This window comes from Luteolibacter flavescens, assembly GCF_025950085.1.
Taxonomy (GTDB): domain Bacteria; phylum Verrucomicrobiota; class Verrucomicrobiia; order Verrucomicrobiales; family Akkermansiaceae; genus Haloferula; species Haloferula flavescens.
Genome location: NZ_JAPDDS010000007.1, coordinates 22,261 through 42,444 on the forward strand (window position 1 = coordinate 22,261; position 20,184 = coordinate 42,444).

Annotated in this window: 17 protein-coding genes; 5 read left to right on the forward strand and 12 right to left on the reverse strand. The window is 65.4% G+C overall.

What is annotated here, in order from left to right; translation table 11 throughout:
- Positions 1-38 precede the first annotated feature (38 nt).
- Genes OKA04_RS13555 through OKA04_RS13565 form a run of 3 tightly spaced genes read right to left on the reverse strand, consistent with a single transcriptional unit; the run spans position 39 to position 2,303 of the window.
- Positions 39-1,037, reverse strand: a complete 999-nt coding sequence (locus OKA04_RS13555) for a phosphatidate cytidylyltransferase (RefSeq protein WP_264501716.1) — start codon at positions 1,035-1,037, stop codon at positions 39-41.
- A complete protein-coding gene (locus tag OKA04_RS13560) occupies positions 1,024-1,659 on the reverse strand; it encodes a lysophospholipid acyltransferase family protein (protein ID WP_264501717.1) in 636 nt (211 codons plus the stop codon). Before OKA04_RS13560 ends, OKA04_RS13555 begins: the two co-directional genes overlap by 14 nt.
- A complete protein-coding gene (locus OKA04_RS13565; RefSeq protein WP_264501718.1) occupies positions 1,656-2,303 on the reverse strand; it encodes a CDP-alcohol phosphatidyltransferase family protein in 648 nt (215 codons plus the stop codon). The genes OKA04_RS13560 and OKA04_RS13565 overlap by 4 nt, the downstream gene beginning before the upstream one ends.
- Positions 2,304-2,394: 91 nt before the next feature.
- On the opposite strand from OKA04_RS13565, the gene OKA04_RS13570 reads away from it, so the two are divergent.
- Both OKA04_RS13570 and OKA04_RS13575 read left to right on the forward strand, forming a co-directional pair.
- On the forward strand, positions 2,395-3,249 hold the full coding sequence (locus tag OKA04_RS13570) for an NAD(+)/NADH kinase (RefSeq protein ID WP_264501719.1): 855 nt from the start codon (positions 2,395-2,397) through the stop codon (positions 3,247-3,249).
- A gap of 633 nt (positions 3,250-3,882) precedes the next feature.
- A complete protein-coding gene (locus OKA04_RS13575; RefSeq protein ID WP_264501720.1) occupies positions 3,883-5,172 on the forward strand; it encodes an aminopeptidase P N-terminal domain-containing protein in 1,290 nt (429 codons plus the stop codon).
- 521 nt (positions 5,173-5,693) lie between these two features.
- Here OKA04_RS13575 and OKA04_RS13580 read toward each other — a convergent pair.
- Entirely contained in the window at positions 5,694-7,334 is a 1,641-nt protein-coding gene (locus OKA04_RS13580) for an NAD+ synthase (RefSeq protein WP_264501721.1), read from the reverse strand.
- 322 nt (positions 7,335-7,656) lie between these two features.
- On the reverse strand, positions 7,657-8,589 hold the full coding sequence (locus OKA04_RS13585) for a DUF1570 domain-containing protein (RefSeq protein ID WP_264501722.1): 933 nt from the start codon (positions 8,587-8,589) through the stop codon (positions 7,657-7,659).
- 103 nt (positions 8,590-8,692) lie between these two features.
- Between OKA04_RS13585 and OKA04_RS13590 the strand changes: the two genes are divergently transcribed.
- Entirely contained in the window at positions 8,693-9,418 is a 726-nt protein-coding gene (locus tag OKA04_RS13590) for a TrmH family RNA methyltransferase (protein WP_264501723.1), read from the forward strand.
- 1 nt (position 9,419) lies between these two features.
- Here the strand turns inward: OKA04_RS13590 and OKA04_RS13595 are convergent, their stop codons facing one another.
- Positions 9,420-10,556 carry an aminotransferase class I/II-fold pyridoxal phosphate-dependent enzyme gene (locus OKA04_RS13595; protein ID WP_425503683.1) on the reverse strand — a complete coding sequence of 379 codons (1,137 nt, stop codon included), beginning with the start codon at positions 10,554-10,556 and terminating at the stop codon, positions 9,420-9,422.
- Positions 10,553-11,452: a D-alanyl-D-alanine carboxypeptidase family protein gene (locus OKA04_RS13600; RefSeq protein ID WP_264501725.1), complete on the reverse strand. Its 900-nt coding sequence runs from the start codon at positions 11,450-11,452 to the stop codon at positions 10,553-10,555. Before OKA04_RS13600 ends, OKA04_RS13595 begins: the two co-directional genes overlap by 4 nt.
- 113 nt (positions 11,453-11,565) lie before the next feature.
- On the opposite strand from OKA04_RS13600, the gene lexA reads away from it, so the two are divergent.
- Positions 11,566-12,180 (forward strand): transcriptional repressor LexA, encoded by a 615-nt coding sequence (gene lexA / locus OKA04_RS13605; RefSeq protein ID WP_264501726.1) that lies wholly within the window; start codon positions 11,566-11,568, stop codon positions 12,178-12,180.
- A 1,660-nt stretch (positions 12,181-13,840) separates the two neighbouring features.
- Here lexA and tmk read toward each other — a convergent pair.
- The 5 genes from tmk to OKA04_RS13630 form a co-directional block, all read right to left on the reverse strand.
- Complete coding sequence (tmk, locus tag OKA04_RS13610) at positions 13,841-14,437, reverse strand: dTMP kinase (RefSeq protein ID WP_264501727.1); 597 nt, start codon at positions 14,435-14,437, stop codon at positions 13,841-13,843.
- Positions 14,438-15,115: 678 nt separating this feature from the next.
- Positions 15,116-16,069, reverse strand: coding sequence for an ROK family protein (locus OKA04_RS13615; protein WP_264501728.1), 954 nt, complete (start codon positions 16,067-16,069; stop codon positions 15,116-15,118).
- Positions 16,070-16,118: 49 nt separating this feature from the next.
- Complete coding sequence (locus OKA04_RS13620; protein WP_264501729.1) at positions 16,119-16,856, reverse strand: type III pantothenate kinase; 738 nt, start codon at positions 16,854-16,856, stop codon at positions 16,119-16,121.
- 6 nt (positions 16,857-16,862) lie between these two features.
- On the reverse strand, positions 16,863-17,303 hold the full coding sequence (locus tag OKA04_RS13625; RefSeq protein WP_264501730.1) for a hypothetical protein: 441 nt from the start codon (positions 17,301-17,303) through the stop codon (positions 16,863-16,865).
- A 110-nt stretch (positions 17,304-17,413) separates the two neighbouring features.
- Complete coding sequence (locus tag OKA04_RS13630; protein WP_264501731.1) at positions 17,414-18,796, reverse strand: ammonium transporter; 1,383 nt, start codon at positions 18,794-18,796, stop codon at positions 17,414-17,416.
- A 491-nt stretch (positions 18,797-19,287) separates the two neighbouring features.
- Here OKA04_RS13630 and OKA04_RS13635 point away from each other — a divergent pair, with 491 nt between their 5' ends.
- Positions 19,288-20,046 carry a TorF family putative porin gene (locus OKA04_RS13635; RefSeq protein ID WP_264501732.1) on the forward strand — a complete coding sequence of 253 codons (759 nt, stop codon included), beginning with the start codon at positions 19,288-19,290 and terminating at the stop codon, positions 20,044-20,046.
- The last annotated feature ends 138 nt before the right edge of the window (positions 20,047-20,184 follow it).

The window sequence follows — 20,184 nt, forward strand, 5'->3', positions numbered from 1 at the left end:
GTCAATCCTGGCCTGACTAGGATTTTGGCGACCATCCCTCAGCTCCCGATCCACAGGCGCAGGGCATCGTACATCCACTGCGGCTGCTGGTAGGAGTCGTGCATGCTGGTGTCGAAGTAGTAGCCGACGATGTGGAAGAAGATCGGCCCGGCGAAGAGCAGCGAGTCCAGGCGGTCCAGCACGCCGCCGTGGCCCGGGATGCCGCGGCCCCAGTCCTTCGCCCCGAGCGAGCGCTTCACCGCGGACATCACCAGCCCGCCGAAGAATCCGGACGCCACGAGCACGATGGACATGATCGCCGCTTCCACGGGGGTGAAGGGCGTGGCCCACCAGAGGGACGTGCCGATGAGCGTGGCCGCCGCGCCGCCGTAGAGCAGGCCCTCGCGGGTCTTCGACGGGCTCACCTTTGGCGCGATCTTCGTCTTCCCGAAGAGCTTGCCAAAGACGTACTGCATCACGTCGCTGATCTGCGTCACCAGCACCACGAAGAAGAGCAGCTTCGCATTCTGTCCGTGGTAGCCCTCGATGGGGAGATACAGCAGCATCGGCAGGTAGCTGAGGAAGTAGATGCAGGTCAGCACGCCCCACTGGATGCGTGCGGTACGCTCCAGGAAGCGCTCGGTATCGCCCGCCAGCGCACTGCGGATGGGGATGAAGACGAAGGCGTAAACGGGGATCCAGATCAGGAACATCCCGTACCACGGTGCCCCGGCGAAGATGTAGTGCAGCGGCAGGATGAGGAAGAAGACCCACGTGAGCGTGCGGTGGTCGCCGCGCGGGGTGGGCGAGAGCGTGATGAACTCCCGCAGCGCGAGGAAGGACAGCAGCCCGTAGAACCAGAAGACGCCGGACTTCCCGAGCGCGAGCGACGAGCAGAAGACGATCATCATCCACCACCACGCGTTCACTCGCTGGCGGAGATTCACCAGCACCGCGGTCTCGCCGGATCTCCCGATGAGTATCCGGGTGATGAGGGTGGCGATGAGCAGCACGGCCACCACGCCGCCGACGAGGTAGAGCAGTTCAGGATCCTTCATCGTTGGCAGGGATGAGATGACCGTGGGAGAGGCACATGACGGATTCGCGGGCGCGCTCGAGAAAGGCGGCCTTGCTTTCGCCCTCGGCAGGGCAGGGGACGGGCTCGCCAAAGACCGCCTGGCCCATCAGGGGCAGCGGCAGCAGTTCGCCCTTGGGCAGGATGCGGCTCAGGTTTTCGAGGAAGACAGGCACGAGCAGGGCGTCCGGGCGCTTCGTCGCGAGGTGATGGAGACCGGGCTTGAAGGGGGCCACGGCACCGGTGTCGCTGCGCGTGCCCTCGGGGAAGACGATGAGGTCGGCCCCGTCCCCGATGGCCTCCAGCATCTTGCCGAGCGGGTCCTCGGCACGCATCCGCGCGAGGTCGCGAGGGATGAGGACGGCCTTGAAGATGCGGCTGGCGATCCAGCGGCGCAGCGGGCTCTTCTCCCAATACTCCGCCGCTGCGACCGGTCGGGTCCAGGCGCGCTGGCGACCGGGCAGGGCGGCCCAGATAACCACGAAGTCGAGGTGCGACGCGTGATTCGCGAAGTAGATGCGGCGCTTGCCGTCCTCCGGCACGTCGTCGAGCAAGCGCACGCCCGTGGCGAGGCGGACGAGGAAGGCGAGCACGGTGCCGGTCATGGGCGGGCCTCCTTCAGTTTTGCGGACAGGCGCAGGATGCGGCGGACGATGGTGAGGCAGGTCCCGGCGGCGAGGAGGATGATGGCGAACTTCATCACCTCGGCGTGACCTTTCCACAGCGGCTCGGCGGCGGTGATCAGGGCGGCCACGGTGAGGATGGCCATGCGGTGGGGCTTCGCGCAGGGGCCGCAGAAATCGTGCGCGCCGCCGGTGAGAGCCGCTCCCATCGCGCGGGCATAGGCCGTCATCACCGAGGCCCAGGCGGCGATAGCGCCGACCCATGGCAGGCCGATGGCCCATCCGGCACTGACGAGGAAGATGGTATCGGCCAGCCGGTCCGGGATCTCATTCCACAGGTCGCCGGTGGCGCTCTTCTTCCCGCCCTCGATGGCCACCATTCCGTCCATCAGGTTGCACAGCAGGCGGAGCTGGATCATCGCCGCGCCTGCGACCCAGCCCGCGGACCAAGGCAGCCAGCCGCGGGAGGCGGCGAGAAAGGCGGCTCCGCCCAGCAGCGATGCCACCACGCTGAAGCCGGAGATGGCATTCGGCGAGATCCCGGCGGAGGTGAGTCCTCTTGCCATGCCCCGGGCCCATCCGGTCGAGCGGGTTTTCAGCGGTCGCCGCGAGCTGTCGTCATCCACGGTCGGAATCTGGCAAGGGTATGGGGTCCGGGCAAGTTAAGGAATGGACTCTCCTTGCGGATCTGGCCAACAGCCGTTAGAAAGAGGGGACATGACCGTCGGCATCATCGCCAACACGCAGAAGGAAGGAGCGCGGATCGCCCTGGACCGCCTCATGGGCGTGCTATCCGTCCGGCGGATCGCCTCGCTTTTGGAAAGGGAGGCCGCCTCGCTCTGCGGCGTGCCCGGCGGCATGGAGGGCCCGGACCTGGCAGCCGCCTCCGACGTGATCGCGGTGCTGGGCGGGGACGGGACCATGCTGAATGCGGTGGCGAAGCTGGGTCCCACCGACAAACCGGTGGCCGGTATCAATATCGGCACGCTGGGCTTCCTCACGAGCTGCACGGACGATGAGGTGGAGGTCTTCGCCGATGCCCTGCTTTCCGAAAAATACACCACCAGCCGCCGCACGCTGCTGACCGCCACGGTGCGCAGTGTGGATGGCACGGTGAAGGAATTCCGCGCGCTGAATGAAGTGGTGCTCGCCCGCGGCCAGACCGGCCGGCTGGTCTCGCTGTCGGCGTATGTCGATGGCGATCTGCTGAATAGCTATCGCGCGGACGGCCTCATCGTCGCCACGCCCACGGGCTCCACCGCCTACTCGCTCTCCGCCGGGGGGCCGCTTATCAGTCCTGCCGCCGCCGTCTTCGTCATCACGCCGATCTGCCCGCACACGCTCAGCCAGCGCTCGCTGATCATCGGCGACCACGTCACCGTGGAGCTGGCGCCGGAGAATGCGGACGAGGCACCGATGCTCTGCACGGTCGATGGCCGGGACTGCGTGAATATCCAGCACGGGGACCGCATCGAGGTAAGGAAGGCGGAGCACGCTCTCAATCTCCTGCGGCTGCCCGGCCACTCCTTCTACGAGGCCCTGCGGCAAAAGCTGAACTGGCGGGGTGGTTGAGCAGCGGCGGTCACGCTCTCTCGTTCTGGGCAAGAAGCTTGGTGAAGCGTCTCCATCTCCAGGCAACGAGCGTCCCCCAGAGCGTCAGATGGAGAATGATCAAAAACCACCACGCGAAGGTCACGCCCGCGTAGTCGGGACCGGACTCCTTGGTCTTGACCGCTGGGGGCCATGGGTTCGTCGAGGGATCGTGTGCCCATAAGATAAGCGGTTCGCGGTAGACGCAGGGCCCGATTAGTGGAGTCATTTTGCCTCCATCGTATCTCACACTAATGAGCGAGGTCCGCCGGGCGATGGCGCAACTCACGCCGCCCGCCTCGGAACCCGCATAGAGTTCAAACTTGGATGTGGGGATGAAAGCGGCGCTTTGCATGCGCATCGAGTCTCTCCACGCCCAGAGAAAGAAGAGAAGAGTCAACAGCCCCAGCCAGGCAACGAGTGAACGGAGCGGGCGGTAGCGGGTCATCGGAATGGATGTGTTTCCGCGATCATCGCGGGTGGCTCAACGAGAATCGGGTGAAGGGCTCCGGAGCCCTGACCGGCCCTGCCGCTGATTCCGAAGCTTTCGCCAAGATTTCGGCGGCGTGAGGGAAACGCGTTGCGGCGGGCCGGGGCTTCCGCTGGAGTGGAGTCGTGCGCTACGAACCCATCGATCCCCAGCTCTTCGTCCGCAATCGCGACAAGCTCCGTGCCCAACTGAAGCCGAACAGCATCGTCATCGTGCTGGCGAACGACATCTACCCGACGAATGCCGACGGGACGATGGCCTTCAAGCAGAACGCGGATCTCTTCTACCTCACCGGCGTGGACCAGGAGGAGACGATGCTGGTGCTGATGCCCGATGCGAAGGACCCGAAGGAGCGCGAGATGCTCTTCGTGAAGGAGACCAGCGAGCTGATCGCGATCTGGGACGGCGACAAGCTTTCGAAGGAGCAGGCGCGCGCGGCGACGGGCATCGACCGCATCGAGTGGAGCCACGGCTTCGAGGCCTGGCTGCACCGGCTGATCCCGCAGGCGGATCACATCTACCTGGCGACGAACGAGCACCTGCGCGCGACGGTGGTGGTGGAGACGGCGAATGACCGCTTCATCAAGAAGTGCCAGGCCCGCTACCCGCTGCACCGCTACGAGCGCCTCGCACCGCTGATGCATCGCCTGCGCATCACGAAGGACCAGGTGGAGGTCGATATCATCCAGAAGGCGTGCAAGATCACCGAGGCGGGCTTCCGCCGCCTGCTCGGCTTCGTGAAGCCGGGCGTGGGCGAGTGGGAAGTGGAGGCCGAGCTGCTTCACGAATTCGTCCGCCGCGGTTCGCGTGGCTTTGCCTACACGCCGATCATCGGCAGCGGGGCGAATGCCTGCGTGCTGCACTACATCGACAATGACAAGGTCTGCCAGGACGGCGACATGCTGCTGCTGGACGTGGCCGCGGAGTATGCCGGCTGGGCTTCCGACCTGACGCGCACGATCCCGGTCAATGGCCGCTTCACCGCACGCCAGCGCGACGTTTACAACTCGGTGCTGCGCGTCTTCCGCGGTGCGAACGAGATCCTGCGCCCCGGCAACACGCCGATGGAGTATCAGAAGCAGGTCATCGAGCTGATGGAGGCGGAGCTCATCCACCTCGGCCTGATCGGTGCGAAGGAAGCGAAGGAGCAGGGGCCGGACAAGGCGCTGGTGAAGAAGTACTTCATGCATGGTACTTCGCACCACATGGGTCTCGATGTTCACGACGTGGCCCCGCCGCACGAGCCTTTTGCGGAAGGCATGGTCTTTACCATCGAGCCGGGTATTTATATCCGCGAGGAAGGCCTGGGCATCCGCATCGAGAACGACGTGGTGATTGGCAAGAAGTCGAACTTCGACCTGATGGCTGATATTCCGATCGAAGCGGACGAGATTGAGGAATTGATGAACCGGTAGCCGAACTGGCGATCGAGCCGGGGATGAGGAGGGTGGACGTTCCGTCCACCCGTGTCTCACGCTCTCGCGTGAGGTTGTGTCGACGGAACGTCGACACGCCTCATGGCCCGGTGGGCTCATGACGCGCGCATCTCTGGGAGCGTGTTGCCGATGCCACTGGGAACGCGGAATTTATTCCGCGCGAGACCGGGTGGCTTGTGTCTGGTGGAAGTGGGTTTGTTAGAGCCGCGAGAACGAGAGTGGCCTGCTTGGGCACACGGTATGGCAGGCTCGTCCGGTGGCTTCGCCGATCCGTCCAAGCGGGATGAATCCCGCGTTCCCAGTCTGTGGCGGCGGAGGCCGGGGGTGAGGAGGGTGGACGTTCCGTCCACCCGTGTCTCGTGCTCCCGCGTTAGGTTGTGTCGACGGCCCAGGCCCCGCGACTCTTTCCCAATACGAAAACCCGTGTCTCGCGCTCGCGCATGAAGTTGTGTCGACGGAACGTCGACACTCCTCAGGGTGTGCGCCTCAAGTCTCCCGCCTCACCCTGCGAAGCCTTGCACGATGGGCATGCGGCGGCCCATGCCGAAAGCCTTCGAGGTCACGCGGATGCCGGGGGCGGCTTGCTGGCGCTTCCACTCGTTGAGGTCCACACGGCGCTGCACCCAGCGGACGAGGTTTTCCTCATACCCGTGCGCGACGATCTCCTCGGCGGATAGATGGCGCTCCACGTAGAGCTCCAGGATGCCGTCGAGCACGTCGTAGGGAGGAAGCGTGTCCTGGTCCTTCTGGTCGGGCCGCAGCTCGGCGCTCGGCGGCTTGTCGATGGTGTTCCAGGGGATGATCTCGCGGTGGCGGTTGATCCACCGGGAGAGTTCATAGACGCGGGTCTTCGGCAGGTCGGAGATGGCGGAGAGGCCGCCGCACATGTCGCCGTAGATGGTGCAGTAGCCCACGGCCAGCTCGCTCTTGTTGCCGGTGGTGAGAAGCAGGTGGCCGAATTTGTTAGAGAGCGACATCAGGTAGAGGCCGCGGATGCGGGCCTGCATGTTTTCCTCGGTCACGTCCTCCTTCGTCCCGTCGAAGAGCGGGGCCATCGCGCCCTTCACCGAGGTGAAGGTATCGGCGATCGGCACGGTGTCGCAGCGGATGCCGAGCACCTTTGCCAGCGCCACGGAATCATCGACGCTGCCGCCGGAGGAAAACGGGCTGGGCATGGTGAGGCCGTGGACATTCTCCGGGCCCAGCGCCTCCGCCGCGAGCACGGCGGTGAGCGCGGAGTCGATGCCGCCGCTGAGGCCGAGGCACACGCTGCGGAAGCCGCACTTCCGCACGTAGTCGCGCAGGCCCAGCACCAGTGCATCGTGGAGCTGCCCGGCGGCGACCGGCTGGGGCAGGGGAGCCTCGCCCGTGAAGGTGGCATCGAGGTCCACCGTCAGGCATTGCTCGGTGAAGCCCGGCATCTGCGCGGCGATGCGGCCGTCCGCGGTGGCGACGAGCGAGTGCCCGTCGAAGAGCAATTGATCCTGCCCGCCGATGGCATTCGCATAGACCACCGGCACGGCGGCCTCCTTGGCGACGGCGGCCATCATCTCGCGGCGGATCTCCGGCTTGCCGAGGTGGAAGGGGGACGCGGAGAGATTCAGCAGCACGTCGATGCCCTGCGCGCAAAGCTCCTGCACGGGATCGCGCTCATAAAGCGGGCGGTGCAGGTAGTCCTCTGTCCAGATGTCCTCGCAGATGGTCACTCCGAGGCGCAGGCCATTCCAGACGATGGGCTCGCACTTCTCGCCGGGCTCGAAGTAGCGGCGCTCGTCGAAGACATCGTAGGTCGGCAGCAGGGTCTTCCACACCTTGGCGACGATCTGCCCGCGGTGGAGGAAGGCGGCGGCATTGCGGAAGGGCTTCCCCGGGCGGCCGGAGTCATTGTGATCCACATAGCCCACCAGCAGCGGCACCTCCTTCACCTCGCCCGCGAGATAGTCCAGCGCCTGCAGGCACTTCGGAACGAACTGCGACTTGAAGACCAGATCGCGCGGCGGATAGCCGGCCAAAGACAGCTCCGGCGTGATCACCAGCCCGGCGCCTTGTTCCAGGCATTCGCGGTATGCCTGGAGCAGCCGCTTCGCATTCCCGGGGAAGTCCCCGATCACCCCGTTGATCTGCGCGATCCCTACCTTCATGTGCACGGCGACTCAACGCAGGCCGGGGCAGGGTGGAAATCCCAAATCAGTACAAAAAAGAAGGGCGCGAATCGCAAGTCCCCCCGGAATTACAATTCGCACCCTTTCTAGACCGATGAACTTTCGAGCGGGCAACATCAGCCGAAATCCCCCCGGATTCAGAACCGATGCATGAGCCTTGCTGAAGGCGTCCATAGGTAGGTGGCAACACCGTGGTGTCGCTTACCTGTGAGTGAGAATGACAAATATTCCGGGTTTGAAAAGCTTTAATTTACCTGAAAATTTTGCAAGGTCTGTTTTTAAAGGTCGCTCTTGTTGAGAATCAGCGACTTTTTGCGGGAAATTCCAGCGTCAGGCCCTTCGGCTTCCAGTATCGGACCAGCATTTCCTGCGTGGAAACCGCAGTTTCACGGGTCAGCAGCTCGACCGGACGGCGGTTTTTCGGGGCGGCGGCGAGGGTATTTTTAAGATCCGCGAGCCGCTTCTCCCCGCCGTGGAGCTGATAGTGGGCGAGCAACAGGGCGGTGGCGTAGGCGTGATAGCGCTCGTCCACGGGGAGATCCGTCACGTATTGGTTCCACCCCCGCCAATCGAGCCCCACCAGATCCTCCACGCGGACGAGCGGGATGCCGGGGTCATCCGGGCTGAGGCGGACGCGCAGGTGCTGGCGGATGGCCGCATCCATGTCCGCGAAGGAAAAGCGGCCCGCCCCGGTGTGGGCGCTGGCGAAATACTCGGCAATCCCTTCCGCAAGCCACTGCGGCACGCCGTGGTTCACCCGGTGCATGCAGAGGTGGACGATCTCGTGGACCACCAGGTCCTCGTCCTGACGCGCGGCGAGCTTTGACCGTGTGGCATCGGGAGGCCGCGTGAGGTAGCCGCCGTGGATGAGCACCAGCTCGGCCCGACCGACGTAGTTCCCGGAGGAACCGGGAGCGCCGCCCGCCTTCACGTAGTCCTGATCGCTGGAGTAGATGGCGATGCGTGGCCGCTTGCCCTCCGGCGGGGCGAAGACGGGCAGCGGGTGCGCCTTCACGACCAGCGCGGTGGTGTCTGCGACCTGGGAAAGGCGGGCCAGCTCGGTGGCGCTGAGCGGCAGGTCGCTATCGATGCGGAAGAAGCGCGTGTGCCACACCTTTCGCCCGCCCTCGTCGGCCTGCGCCTCCACGACCGCCGGGCCGGGCACCGTCTCGCGAGGCAGCGGGTCCGCGATGGCGAGCGAGGGGAGTGCGAGTGCGAGGAAGATCAGGCGCATGGCAAAGGGGGAAACCGCGGCGGTCCGGTGAAGTTTGCCCTCTTCCGGAGATCTTCGCAGGTGGAAATTCGACATTCCGCCGCGTCTGCCGTAACCGGTGCGCGTGACCGATGACTGGCAATCCACCCTCCGCGAGCAGCTCGTGACCCGTGCAGACCCGTGGGTGGTGCTGGAGGGGCAGGGGATGGTGGAGGCGGCGCTCGCCGGATGGTGGGAGGTCGCCGGGGTGATGATCTCCGAGGACCACTCGTGGGAAGTGCCCGTGTGGAGCGGCATGGACGTCGCCCGCAGGTCCCCCGCCGAGGTGGGGGAAATGTCGGACCCCGCGGTGCATGGCGGCGTGCTGGCCCTCGCCATGCAACCGTCCGAAACGGGGGAGGTGGCCACTTTCCTGCAAGCCCTGGATGCGGAGGCTTTGATCGTCGTCTGCCCGCGGCTGGATGATCCGGTGGCGACGGGCGAGGTGATCCGGCTGGCCGTGGAACATGGCGCTGCCGGGGTGATCTTCGGCTCGGAGGGCGTGTCGCCCTTCCACATCGAGTCGGTGCGTGCCGCGGGCCGGGCGCTCTTCCAGCTCCCGATCCGCGTGGCCGATGGCGGGCTGCTGCTGCGCTCGCTAACCGCCGCACGGATCGAGCTGCGGAGCTGGGATCAGGCGGGCGTGCCGGAAAGGAAGGAAGGAAAGGAAAGCGAAGAAAAGGTCCGCCGCGCACTCGTCATGGCCGATCCCGAGAAAGGCCTCGGGCCCTTCTGGCGGGCTGCCTGCGGACGCCAACTCGGCGGGGAAATGGCCGCGGTGATGAAAGAGATCGCCGAGTCCGAAGACTGACTTACTCCGAAGCCATCCCGACACAGAGCGCCGCCACCGCCTCGTGCGGATGCGCCGCCGAGAGCGAAATGCGCAGCCGCGCCGTGCCGCGTGGCACCGTGGGATAGCGGATCGCCGGGACGAGGAAGCCGCGCGCCTCCAGACGCGCCGCCGCTTCCAGCGCCGCCTCATTCCCCCCCAGCACCACGGGGATGACCGGGGACGGATGACCCGGGGAGAGCCGCGCGATGTATTCCCGCAGCCGCGAGCGACGCGCCTCGCCATCCGCGGACCGGATGCGCTCCAGCGATGCCATCGCGGCGTGCGCCAGTGCCGGGGGCGGCGCGGTGGAGTAGATGAAGGAGCGGGCGCGATTCACCAAGAGGTCCCGCCAAGCCGCGGACGTGACGAGGTAGCCGCCGGAGAGACCTGCCGCCTTGCTGAAGGTGCCCATCTGGAAATCCACGCGGTCTTGCAATCCCAGCTCCGCCGCCAGCCCCATGCCACGCGGTCCGAGCACGCCGAAGGAGTGCGCCTCATCCAGGAAGAGCAGCGCGCCGTGCCTGTCCTTCAGCTCCAAGATCTCCCGCAGCGGGCAGACATCGCCATCCATCGAGAAGACCGACTCCGTCACCACGATCACCCGGGCGGCAGGTTGCTTCGCACGGATGCCCTCCAGCAGGCGCGCGAGCTTCGCCGTGTCATTGTGCGGGAAGACGCGGATGGTCGCCCCGGAAAGCCGTGCGCCATCGATGAGCGAGGCGTGGCAGAGCTTGTCGAGCACCAGCACGTCGTCCTTTCCCGCCAGCGCCGGCATGCTGCCGACCGCCGTGGCAAAGCCCGACGTGAAGACCAGCGCCGCCTCCGCGCCCTTCGCCGCGGCCAGCGCTTCCTCGAGCAAGTGATGCGGCGGCAGCGTGCCGCACACCAGGCGCGATGCCGCGGAGCCCGCCCCGTATTTCCTGACGCCCTCGATGAATGCCTCCGCCAGCTCCGCATCCGCCGCGAGGCCGAGGTAGTCATTCGAGGCGAAATTCCAAAGCTCGCGATCCTGCCGGACGACGCGCGGCCCAGCGGGGGAATCGAGCGGCTTCAGCGTGCGGAGCAGCCCGGCCCCGGTCAGGTCGGCCAGCTCTTGACTGGGGTCATGCCCGCTCATCCCTCCGTCGTCGGGCGTTCCAGTGCCCAGCGCAGGAGTTTTTCGGAGTCGTTCCACACGTTGGCCGAGTTGCTCTTCAGCACCACGACGATGGCGGAGCGGCCATTCAGCGTGCCGGAGGAGGCGAGGCAGCGGCCCGCGGCATTCGTGGTGCCGGTCTTCAGGCCGTCGCAGTAGGGCACCGTCTTGAGGAGCTTGTTGGTATTCTGGAGCGTCTTCACCCGGCCGTCGCTGTGGCGGAAGGTGGTGCTCTTCATCGCCGTGAAGGAGTGGATCGTCGGATTCCGCCAGGCGGAGCGGGCGGCGATCGCGATGTCGCGGGCGGTGGAGTATTGACCCTCCTGCGGCAGGCCGTGGGGGTTGAGGAAATTCGAGTTCCGCATGCCGAGCTGGGCGGCCTTGCGGTTCATCATCGCGGAGAAGCCTTCCTGGCTGCCGCCGATGTCGCGGGCGAGGGCGCGGCCCACGTCATTGGCGCTCTTCACCATCAGCACCTTCACGAGCTCGCGGCGCGAGTGGACCTCGCCGGGCTTCAGGTAGAGCTTCGTGGGCTCGCAGCGGGTATCGTCCGCGGTGATGGTCACCTGGCGGTCGATATTCCCGTCCAGGGCGACGAGCGCGGTGACGAGCTTCTGGGTGGAAGCCACCGGGCGGCGCTGGTCGGCATTCTTCGCGTAGAGCACGCGGCCGGACACGGGGTCGATGACGATGACGCTCTCGGCGGCCACCGGCGGTGGCGGCGTCGTCGGGATGGCGGTCGGCTGCACGGCCTCCGCGCGCATCGGCGGGGCACCCTGCTGCTGCGACGGCTGACGGGCCGGTGGCGAATCAACACCACAGGCTGGCAGGAGAAAGGAAAAGGCGAGAAGACCGAAAAGGCGGGCTCGGCGAAGCATCGGGCGGATGATTCCCCGGAAGGCTCTCTCCCTCAAGGCGGGATTCTCCGAATTTCCGCTTGCCGGATGGTGTTCATCCTGTTTTGTTCCAAAGAACACTGTTCAAAAAAGCGATGAGTGAACCGATGACCCAGCGCCAAAGGGAGATCCTCGAGTATCTCAAGTCCGCCCAGCGGAAGACGGGCGTGATGCCGTCCACCCGGGAGATCCAGCATTTCTTCAAGTTCGCCAGCCAGACCGCGGCGATGAGCCACCTGCGTGCGCTCGAGAGGAAGGGCGTGATCCAGCGCCTCCCCGGCAAGGCCCGCGCCGTGGTCTTCCCCGAGGAGCTGGACCGCGAGGAAATCGTGGACATCCCCGTCTACGGCCAGATCGCCGCGGGCATGGCCGGCGAGGTGGACCAGGAGAAGGAAGGCTGCATCTCCATCGACATCGCCACGCTCGGCATCCCCCGCAGCGCTCGGACCTTCGCCCTGAAGGTGCGCGGGGACTCCATGGTCGATGCGCACATTTGCCACGGCGACACCGTCATCCTGGAATTCCGCGAGCCGCGGGACCGCGACATCGTCGCCGCCCTCATCGACGGCGAGACCACGCTGAAGCGCTACATCATGAACAAGGGCAAGCCCTACCTGCACGCCGAGAATGAATCCTTCCCCGACCTCATCCCCGCCCGGGAACTGATCATCCAAGGCGTCCTCGTCGCCCTCCTCCGCAAGGCCGCGTGAGTCCGGCAGGCTCGCCTTTTTGAACGATCAGGCAGCTTTCCAAGAATCCCGCCGCATGAATCCGGAATGCGGCGTCGGGATTTCCCTCTGAGTGAAGCCGGACTGCTCCGGGTGACACTGGCACAGGAGTTCCTTGGGTAAAATCAGGGTTCTCCCAGCAATATCGGAACTCTCCGGGAAAAGCCGGAACTCTCCGGGTGAAACCGGAGAAAAGACAATCTCCCCCAGACTGAGCTGGCTCCGGCGAGACACCCTCCCCTCGCCGGAGCCACAATTCTCCCCGCCCGCGCCGGTCCCCACCACGTGTCCCGCTGATCCTGTGCTCCCCTGGGAGCGCGTGCCACTGGCGCGCTTGGCAGGTAGGCGAACCCCGTGTGAAAGCCGGTTCTCACAAGGCCTCCCACCTGGGAGCGCCGGTCATTAGACCGGCCCGAATGGTCCCCGGCTGCCGATGGAACCCCCTGCACCCCCGGGTACGGCCCCGACCTTTCCGAAAGGCACATGGTGTCCAAAAGACAGTCATCAGGACAACGAAACGAACGAAACCGACGAAAGAAAGGCAGGGGGAATTGAAGAGCTAAAAGGTTTGAGATTAGGGGATTGATGTATGTTGGTGTGTATATGTTTATTTAAGATGAGCGAGTGCTTCTGGGGTGGATATTGATATGGATTTTTCCTGCCTGATCCATATCTAAAATTTCGTCCATTTCGCTCGTTTCGTTGTTCCCAACTCTCCTTCCCCAGAATCGCTGCCCATCCCGGGCGCACAAGATCTCCATCCGCAGCGAAGGACCACTCGGGCCGGTCTAATGACCGGCGCTCCCAGAAAGACCACAAGATCGGCGGAGCCGGGAGCGCTGGCTTCAGCCGGCTTGGACGGCCCTACGAAGCCACCTTCACCGCCTGTGAACACCCTGTGCCATCGTGGTCCGCATCGCTCCGCGTGCGGCGAAGCAGTTCTACAGGCAGGCCTCGATCTCGGGCTCTTGGAAGACGTGGGTGAATGCGGGCTTTGATAGGTAGCTTCCCCGGACCGGCGAACCGCACGCGGAGCGATGCGGACCACGATGGCCAGGGGTGGCAGCAGCTTCACTGGTCACTTCGCTGGTCTATCCAAGCGAGCCGGTGGCACGCGCTCCCAGCGGAGCCGCCCGATGAAGAGCAGCTTTTCCCTTGGCTTCGCCTACCATCCAAGCCGGCTAAAGCCAGCGCTCCCGGCTTCGCCGATCCCTGTGCCCCCCTGGGAACGCGTGCCACTGGCGCGCTTGGACGGTCGTGCGAAGCCACCCTCACCGCCTGTGGACACCCTGTGCCATCGTGGTCCGCATCGCTCCGCGTGCGGCGAAGCAGTTCTTGCAAGCAGGCCTCGATCTCGGGCTCTTGGAAGACGTGGGTGAATGCGGGCTTTGTTAGGTGCCTTCCCCGGACCAGCGAACCGCACGCGGAGCGATGCGGACCACGATGGCTTCAGGTGGTGGCAGCTTCACTGGTCACTTCGCCGATCTATCCAAGCGAGCCGGTGGCACGCGCTCCCAGCGGGCTCGCCCGATGAGGTGCGGCTTTTCCCTTGGCTTCGCCGATCTATCCAAGCCGGCTAAAGCCAGCGCTCCCGGCTCCGCCGATCCTGTGCGCCCCCCAGCGGGCCATCATCTACCATCTACTATCTACTATCCACCACCCCCCGTATCCTCTCCTGCACCGCTTCCGGCGACTCCCCGGACGGGATGATGTGGACGAAGGGCTCGCCGGATAGGCCGAGGAAGATCTCGCGGCACTTGGCGAGCGAGTCGTGCTTCTCGAATTCATTCGCCGTGTCGCCGCGGCTGCCGATGCGGGTGAGCGCGGTTTCCACGTCGAGGTCGAGGATGAAAAGCAGGTCCGGCACCGGGGCGAAGGCTTCATTCTGCCGGCGGATCTCCGCGGGATCGACACCGCGCGACCCCTGGTAGGCCATGGTGGAGAAGTAGTAGCGGTCCAGGATGACCACCTTTCCCTCCGCGAGCGCGGGGGCGATGAGCGTCTCGACGTGCTCGCGGCGGTCCTTCAGGAAATACTCCAGCTCCTCCTCCGCGGAGAGGCGGCCCGTGGCGGCGGTGGCGCGGATCTTCGCGCCCCATGGGCCGTCGGTGGGCTCGCGGCTGGCGATGACCTCGCGGCCTTGCGCGCGCAGCCACTCGGCGAGCTGCTTTGTCTGGGTGGACTTGCCGGTGCCGTCGATGCCTTCGAGCACGATGAAGAGGCCAGGGGGAGGGGTCATCGGTGGGATGGCGGACCCTTCCAGACCGGGCGGGGAAGCGCAAGGTGGATCGCCATTCCCGCGTCCTCCGCCATCGTCAATGTGCGTGGGGCCAGTCGAAGTGCTTCTCTTTTCCCTCCGCGTTTGATTCTTCTGACACGTGGGTCGAACGTCGTCCGATGGAGCGGGCGAGCGATGGAGCCGGGACGCTGGCTTCAGCCGGCTTGGACGGTGGGCGAACCCAGGGTGAAAGCCGCTTCCCAAGAAGGAGTGAAAGCAAGTCTCCACCGGGTGCCCGCTGGGAGCGCGTGCCACCGGCTCGCTTGGAGGGTAGGCGAAGTGACCATCGGAAGCCCGCCCCACCCTCAAGCCATCGTGGTCCGCATCGCTCCGCGTGCGGTTCGCCGGTCCGGGGAAGGCACCTATCAAAGCCCGCATTCACCCATATCCTCCAAGTGCCCGAGATCGAGGCCTGCTTGCAAGAACTGCTTCGCCGCACGCGGAGCGATGCGGACCACGATGGCACAGGGTGTCCGCAGGCGGTGAAGGTGGCTTCGCACGACCGTCCAAGCCGGCTGAAGCCAGCGCTCCCGGCTCCGCCGATCTTGTGGACACCTGGGAGCGCGTGCCACTGGCTCGCTTGGAGGGCAGGCGAACCCAGGGTCAAGGGTAGGCGAGCCCAGGCTCAGCCGCTCTCCCTCACGGTTGGAGGACGACGCCGGATTCCTCGAGGGCGAGGGCGGCGGCGCCTACCATGCCGGCTTCGTTGCCAAAGCGGGCGGGGAGGATCATGAGGTGCTCCTTGAAGGGGGCGGAGAGCTGGGCGTAGAGGTGGGCGGTGAGGGGATTGAAGAGCAGGTCCCCGGCCTTGGCGACGCCGCCGCCGATGATGACGGCCTGCGGATTGAGCAGCCAGCAGCAGTTCATGATGGCGGTGGCGAGCTTGGCGGCGATGCCGTCCCAGATGGCCAGCGCGGTCTCGTCGCCATTCAGCGCGGCCTTGGCGAGGGCGGCGGGGCTGCAGTCGGGCAGGTGGCGCTCGGCTCCGGCCTCGAGGTAGGTCTGGCGGGCGTCGGCGGAGATCTCGTTGTTGCCGACGTAGTCTTCCAGCGCGCCGAGATTCCCGTAGGCTCCGCGGCGGCCTTGCCAGTCGATGGACATCTGGCCGATCTCCCCGGCGCCGAATTGGGCTCCGCGGACCATCTTGCCATTCGCGACGACGCCGCCGCCGACGCCGGTGCCGAGGGTGAGGGCGATGAGGTGATTCAGCCCGCGCCCGGCTCCGCGCTTCCACTCGGCGTAGGCCATGCAGTTGGCGTCGTTTTCGACGATGACGGGCAGGTTGGTGGCGTCGGCGAGCTTCTTCTTCAGCGGGATGGCGGTCCAGCCGGGGACGTTCGTGAGGTTGTGGACGATGCCCTTTTCAAAGTGGACGAAGCCGGGGACGCCGACGCCGATGGCTTCGATGCGGGGGTGTCGGTCGCGCAGGTCGCCGATGACGCGGAGCATCGCCTCGATGAGGGCGTCCGGGCCATCGAAGTCCGGCGTGGAGATCGCCGGAGCTTGGTCGATGATATTGGAGCGATAGAGCACGCCAAATTTGACGGAGGTTCCGCCGAAATCGACACCAATCGAGAGAGGGGTTTCAGCCATGGTTCGGTGACTACGTTGTATCCACTGCGAGCGGTCTTGGCACGTACTTTTAGTGGAGATTCCTGAGGGCGGCCAGACGGATGCCCTCGAGGGTGAGATCGGGATCGACGTGCTGGATGGCGGGCAAGCCTCTGGCGATCAAGGCGGCGTCGCCACCGGTGGCGACGATGACGGGGTCGCCGTCCATTTCAGCACGGAGCCGGGAAATAATTTCGCGGACGAGGCCGCGGTAGCCATAGACGGCTCCGGCCTGCATGGCCTCGACGGTGGACTTGCCGATGGCGGCGCGGGGCTCGTCGATCTCGATGCGGGGGAGCAGGGCGGTGCGCTTGCCGAGGTAGTCCTGCATGGCGCCGAGGCCGGGGGCGATGACGCCGCCGCAGTAGGCGGGCCCGGCGGAGACGACGTCGAAGGTGACGGCGGTGCCGAAGTCGATGACGATGGCGGGGGCCCCGTAGCGGGCGGCGACGCCGATGGCATTTGCCAGGCGGTCCGCGCCGATCTGGGCGGGGTGGGGGTAGTCGATGGCGAGGCCGGTGTCGCTCTGGTAGTTCAGAGGGTGGACGGGCCCGCGGGCGGCGAGGTGGTCGCGAAGGATGCGGGCTTTCTCCGGGACGACGGAGCAGAGGAGGGTGCCGTGGAAATCGAGCCCGCCCAAGGTGGCGGCGAGGGCCTCCGGGGTGATGTCCGGGGTGGGCAGCCAGGCGCGCGTCTCCAGGATGCCGGTGGCATCGGCGAGGGCGAACTTGGTGCGCGTGTTCGAATTATCGATGAGGAGCCAGGGCATCGCGGCTTACCAGTTCGCGGTGTTGAAGTAGCGGATGGAGTTCTTGAGCGGCGGGGCTCCGGACTCCTTGCGGACGGTGAGGGTGCCGTCATTCATCTTCAGGCGCAGCGGGCCGGCGAGGTCCTTTTCTTCAAGCCAGAATTTCAGGCCGATGCCGGAGGTCGGGTTGGTCGCGTCGCCTTCGAGCTGGGTTTCCGCGGGCTCCATCTCGCGGCCGTCGGCCAGGATGAGGGCGACGGGCTTCCTGAGGTCGTGGGATTCCTCGCCTGCCTGGTCCAGCTTCAGCTCGAGCCAGTAGTAGGAGGTGTCTTTCCGCAGCGAGGAGTGGACGATGCGGTAGCGCGCTCCTGCATCGCGGCCCCATTCATAGGGGCGCAGCCAGGTCCAGCCGGCGAAGGCCAGCGAGATGAGCAGGCATAGGGCGAGGAGCTGCGTGCGACGGTTCAACGCGGGCGGTGATAGTGGCTGGAGCGAATCCGGCAAACGGAAAACGGGCGGACCTGAAAAGGTCCGCCCGTGGAGTGACAGGGTTATGTGTGGGCAGTGATCGCCGGGGATCAGTCCTCGTAGCCGTGTTCGCCGTGGTCGGCGAGGTCGAGGCCGAGTTCTTCCTCTTCCTCGGTCGGGCGGAGGCCGATGGTGAACTTGATGAGGTAGGCGATGATCACGGTGGCGACCACGCTCCAGACGGCGGTGATGCCGACTGCCTTCACCTGCTCCAGCACGAGGTTGTAGCCTTCGCCCTTCACGTCTGCGACCAGGCTGCTGACTTCCTCGCTGCCGAAGACACCGGTGAGGATGGCACCGAGGGCACCGCCCACGCCGTGGACGCCGAAGGTGTCGAGGGCATCGTCATAGCCGAGCATCTTCTTGAGGTAGGCCACCGCGAAGAACGGGACCACACCGCCGAGGATGCCGAAGATGATGGAGGAACCGACGGTCACGAAACCAGCGGCAGGAGTGATGGCGACCAGGCCGCCGATGACGCCGGAGCAGATGCCGAGGACGCTCGGCTTGCCCTTGAAGATCCACTCGCAAGCACCCCAGGCGAGGCCAGCGACAGCAGCGGCGAAGGTGGTGGTGGCGAAGGCATTGCCTGCGGCACCGTCAGCAGCACCAGCGGAGCCGGCATTGAAACCGTACCAGCCGACCCAGAGGATACCGGTGCCGATGGCGGTGAGGACGACGCTGTGCGGAGGAAGCGGGATCTTTCCGTAGCCTTTGCGCTTGCCGAGGATGATGGCGAGCGTGAGGGCCGAGAAGCCGGAAGTCATGTGCACCACGGTGCCGCCGGCGAAGTCGATCGCCTTGATCTTGTCATGCAGGAGACCGCCACCCCAGACCATGTGGGCGAAGGGGAAGTAGACTGCGAGCAGCCACAGGGCGGTGAAGACGATGATGGCGGAGAACTTGATGCGCTCGGCAACCGCACCGATGATCAGCGCGGGAGTGATGATGGCGAAGGTGAGCTGGAACATCGCGAAGACGTTCTGGGACACGGTCGAGAGGGTTCCGGGCTCGCCGTCCACGCCCTTGAAGAAGGCGTTTTCCGTGCCGCCGAAGAAGGCGTTGCCTTCCGAGAAGGCGAGGCTGAAACCGATGGCCCACCAGAGGAGCGCGGCCACGCCGGCGATGGCGTAGATCTGGCCGAAGATGGAGAGCACGTTCTTGCGGCGGACGATACCACCGTAGAAGAGGGCCAGACCCGGGAGCGACATGAAGAGAACCAGAGCGGTGCTGGTCAGCATCCAAGCATTGTCACCGGAGTCGACACCTTCGTTGGCGGCCTCGAGTTGGGCGATGCGCTCTTCGACGCTCAGCGGCGGGGTTGCGGCTTCCTCAGCAGGTGCCTCGGCGGCTGGGGTAGCCGGTGCTTCCGCTGCAGGCGGGGGGGTGGCATCCTGCGCATTGGCTGGAGTAGCCAGTGGCAGGACCATCATTGCAAGGGCAGCTAGCGCACAGACGCCGCTTGCCATTCGTGTTTTCAGGCTCATTTCGACTCGGTTTCGGATGGATTGGGCCACCGGGATCTTGACCGATTCCGGTGGCAAAAGCGGCGGAAGCACATGCCGTGCCAGCGGGTGAAAGAGCCGTTAGGGTGACACACCGGGGCGCTGCGGATTTTTTCTCCGCGGCGCTATCCCCGCAGTGCCGGGGGATTGTCCGGGGGTGGAGGGAGGGGGCGCGGCGGGGTCGTCACTTTTCCCCCTTGCCAGAGTCGTGAGGTGACTCTAGGTAGCCGCCGGCACTACTGCCGCCCGCATTCTTTTCACTGGACATGATCTTTCGGGTTTCTTAAGGAACGCCCGATAGGCAGCGTCCGGTCGCGAAAGCGTAAGGGCTGCACATTGCCAACGGGTCCCGCAGGGTAGAAGACTCCGGTCTTTTTCCCCGGCGGTGGCTTGCAGCAACCGAACAACCGAATACCAAGATGCGCAAATACACCAAAATCGTCGGCGCCCTGGCCGCTGCCTCCGCCCTCGTGGCTGGCAATGCCTCGGCGGAAATCGAAGGCCAGGTCCAGGTCGGCTACGCCACCGAATACGAATTCCGTTTCGTTGACCTCGGCAGCGACCTGATCGAAGCCGGCGTGGATCTTTCCTACGCCCTCAACGAAAACTGGGGCCTGAAGGCCGGTGCCTGGTACGGCTCCACGAACGATAACTACGGCAGCTTCAACGAGCTCGACCTCTATGCAGCGGTCGGTACCTCGGTGGGCCCCGTCGATATCGAGCTCGGCTACATCTACTACTGGTTCCCGGATGCCCCAGGCACCTCGGACACCCAGGAAGTGTACGCCTCCGCTTTCGTGGATGCAGGTTTCGGTATCTCTGCCGGTGCCACCTTCTTCTATGACTTCGACGCAAACAACGGCTGGTACCTTCAGCCTGAGCTGCGCAAGTCCTTCGAGTTCAACGAGTGTCTCTCGCTGAACCTGTCCGTTGGCGCTGGTTTCGCCGATGGCCTGGACACCCAGGTTGACACCGACCTGTTCTCCACCGGTTCCGCCGATGGTTTCCAGGGCTGGTTCGTCAAGGCCGAGCTCCCATGGGAGTTCCGCGAAGGCGTGACCCTCTCGCCTTACATCAAGTATGCTGACGCCGACAGCGGTCTCGCTGGCGACGTGAACTCCCTTCAGGGTGGCCAGGAGCACCTGATCGGTGGCGTGAAGCTTGCTGTTGGCTTCTAAGTCAACCGGGCCCCGGCCCATTGATAGCTTCGGGCGGCTGCGGAAACGCAGCCGCCCTTTTTTTGTCACCGTGAGGGGGCTCCGGCGGGTGGTATTGCCGGTGGTCACAGGCCTGTTTTGAAGCGCCTGCGGGTTCGG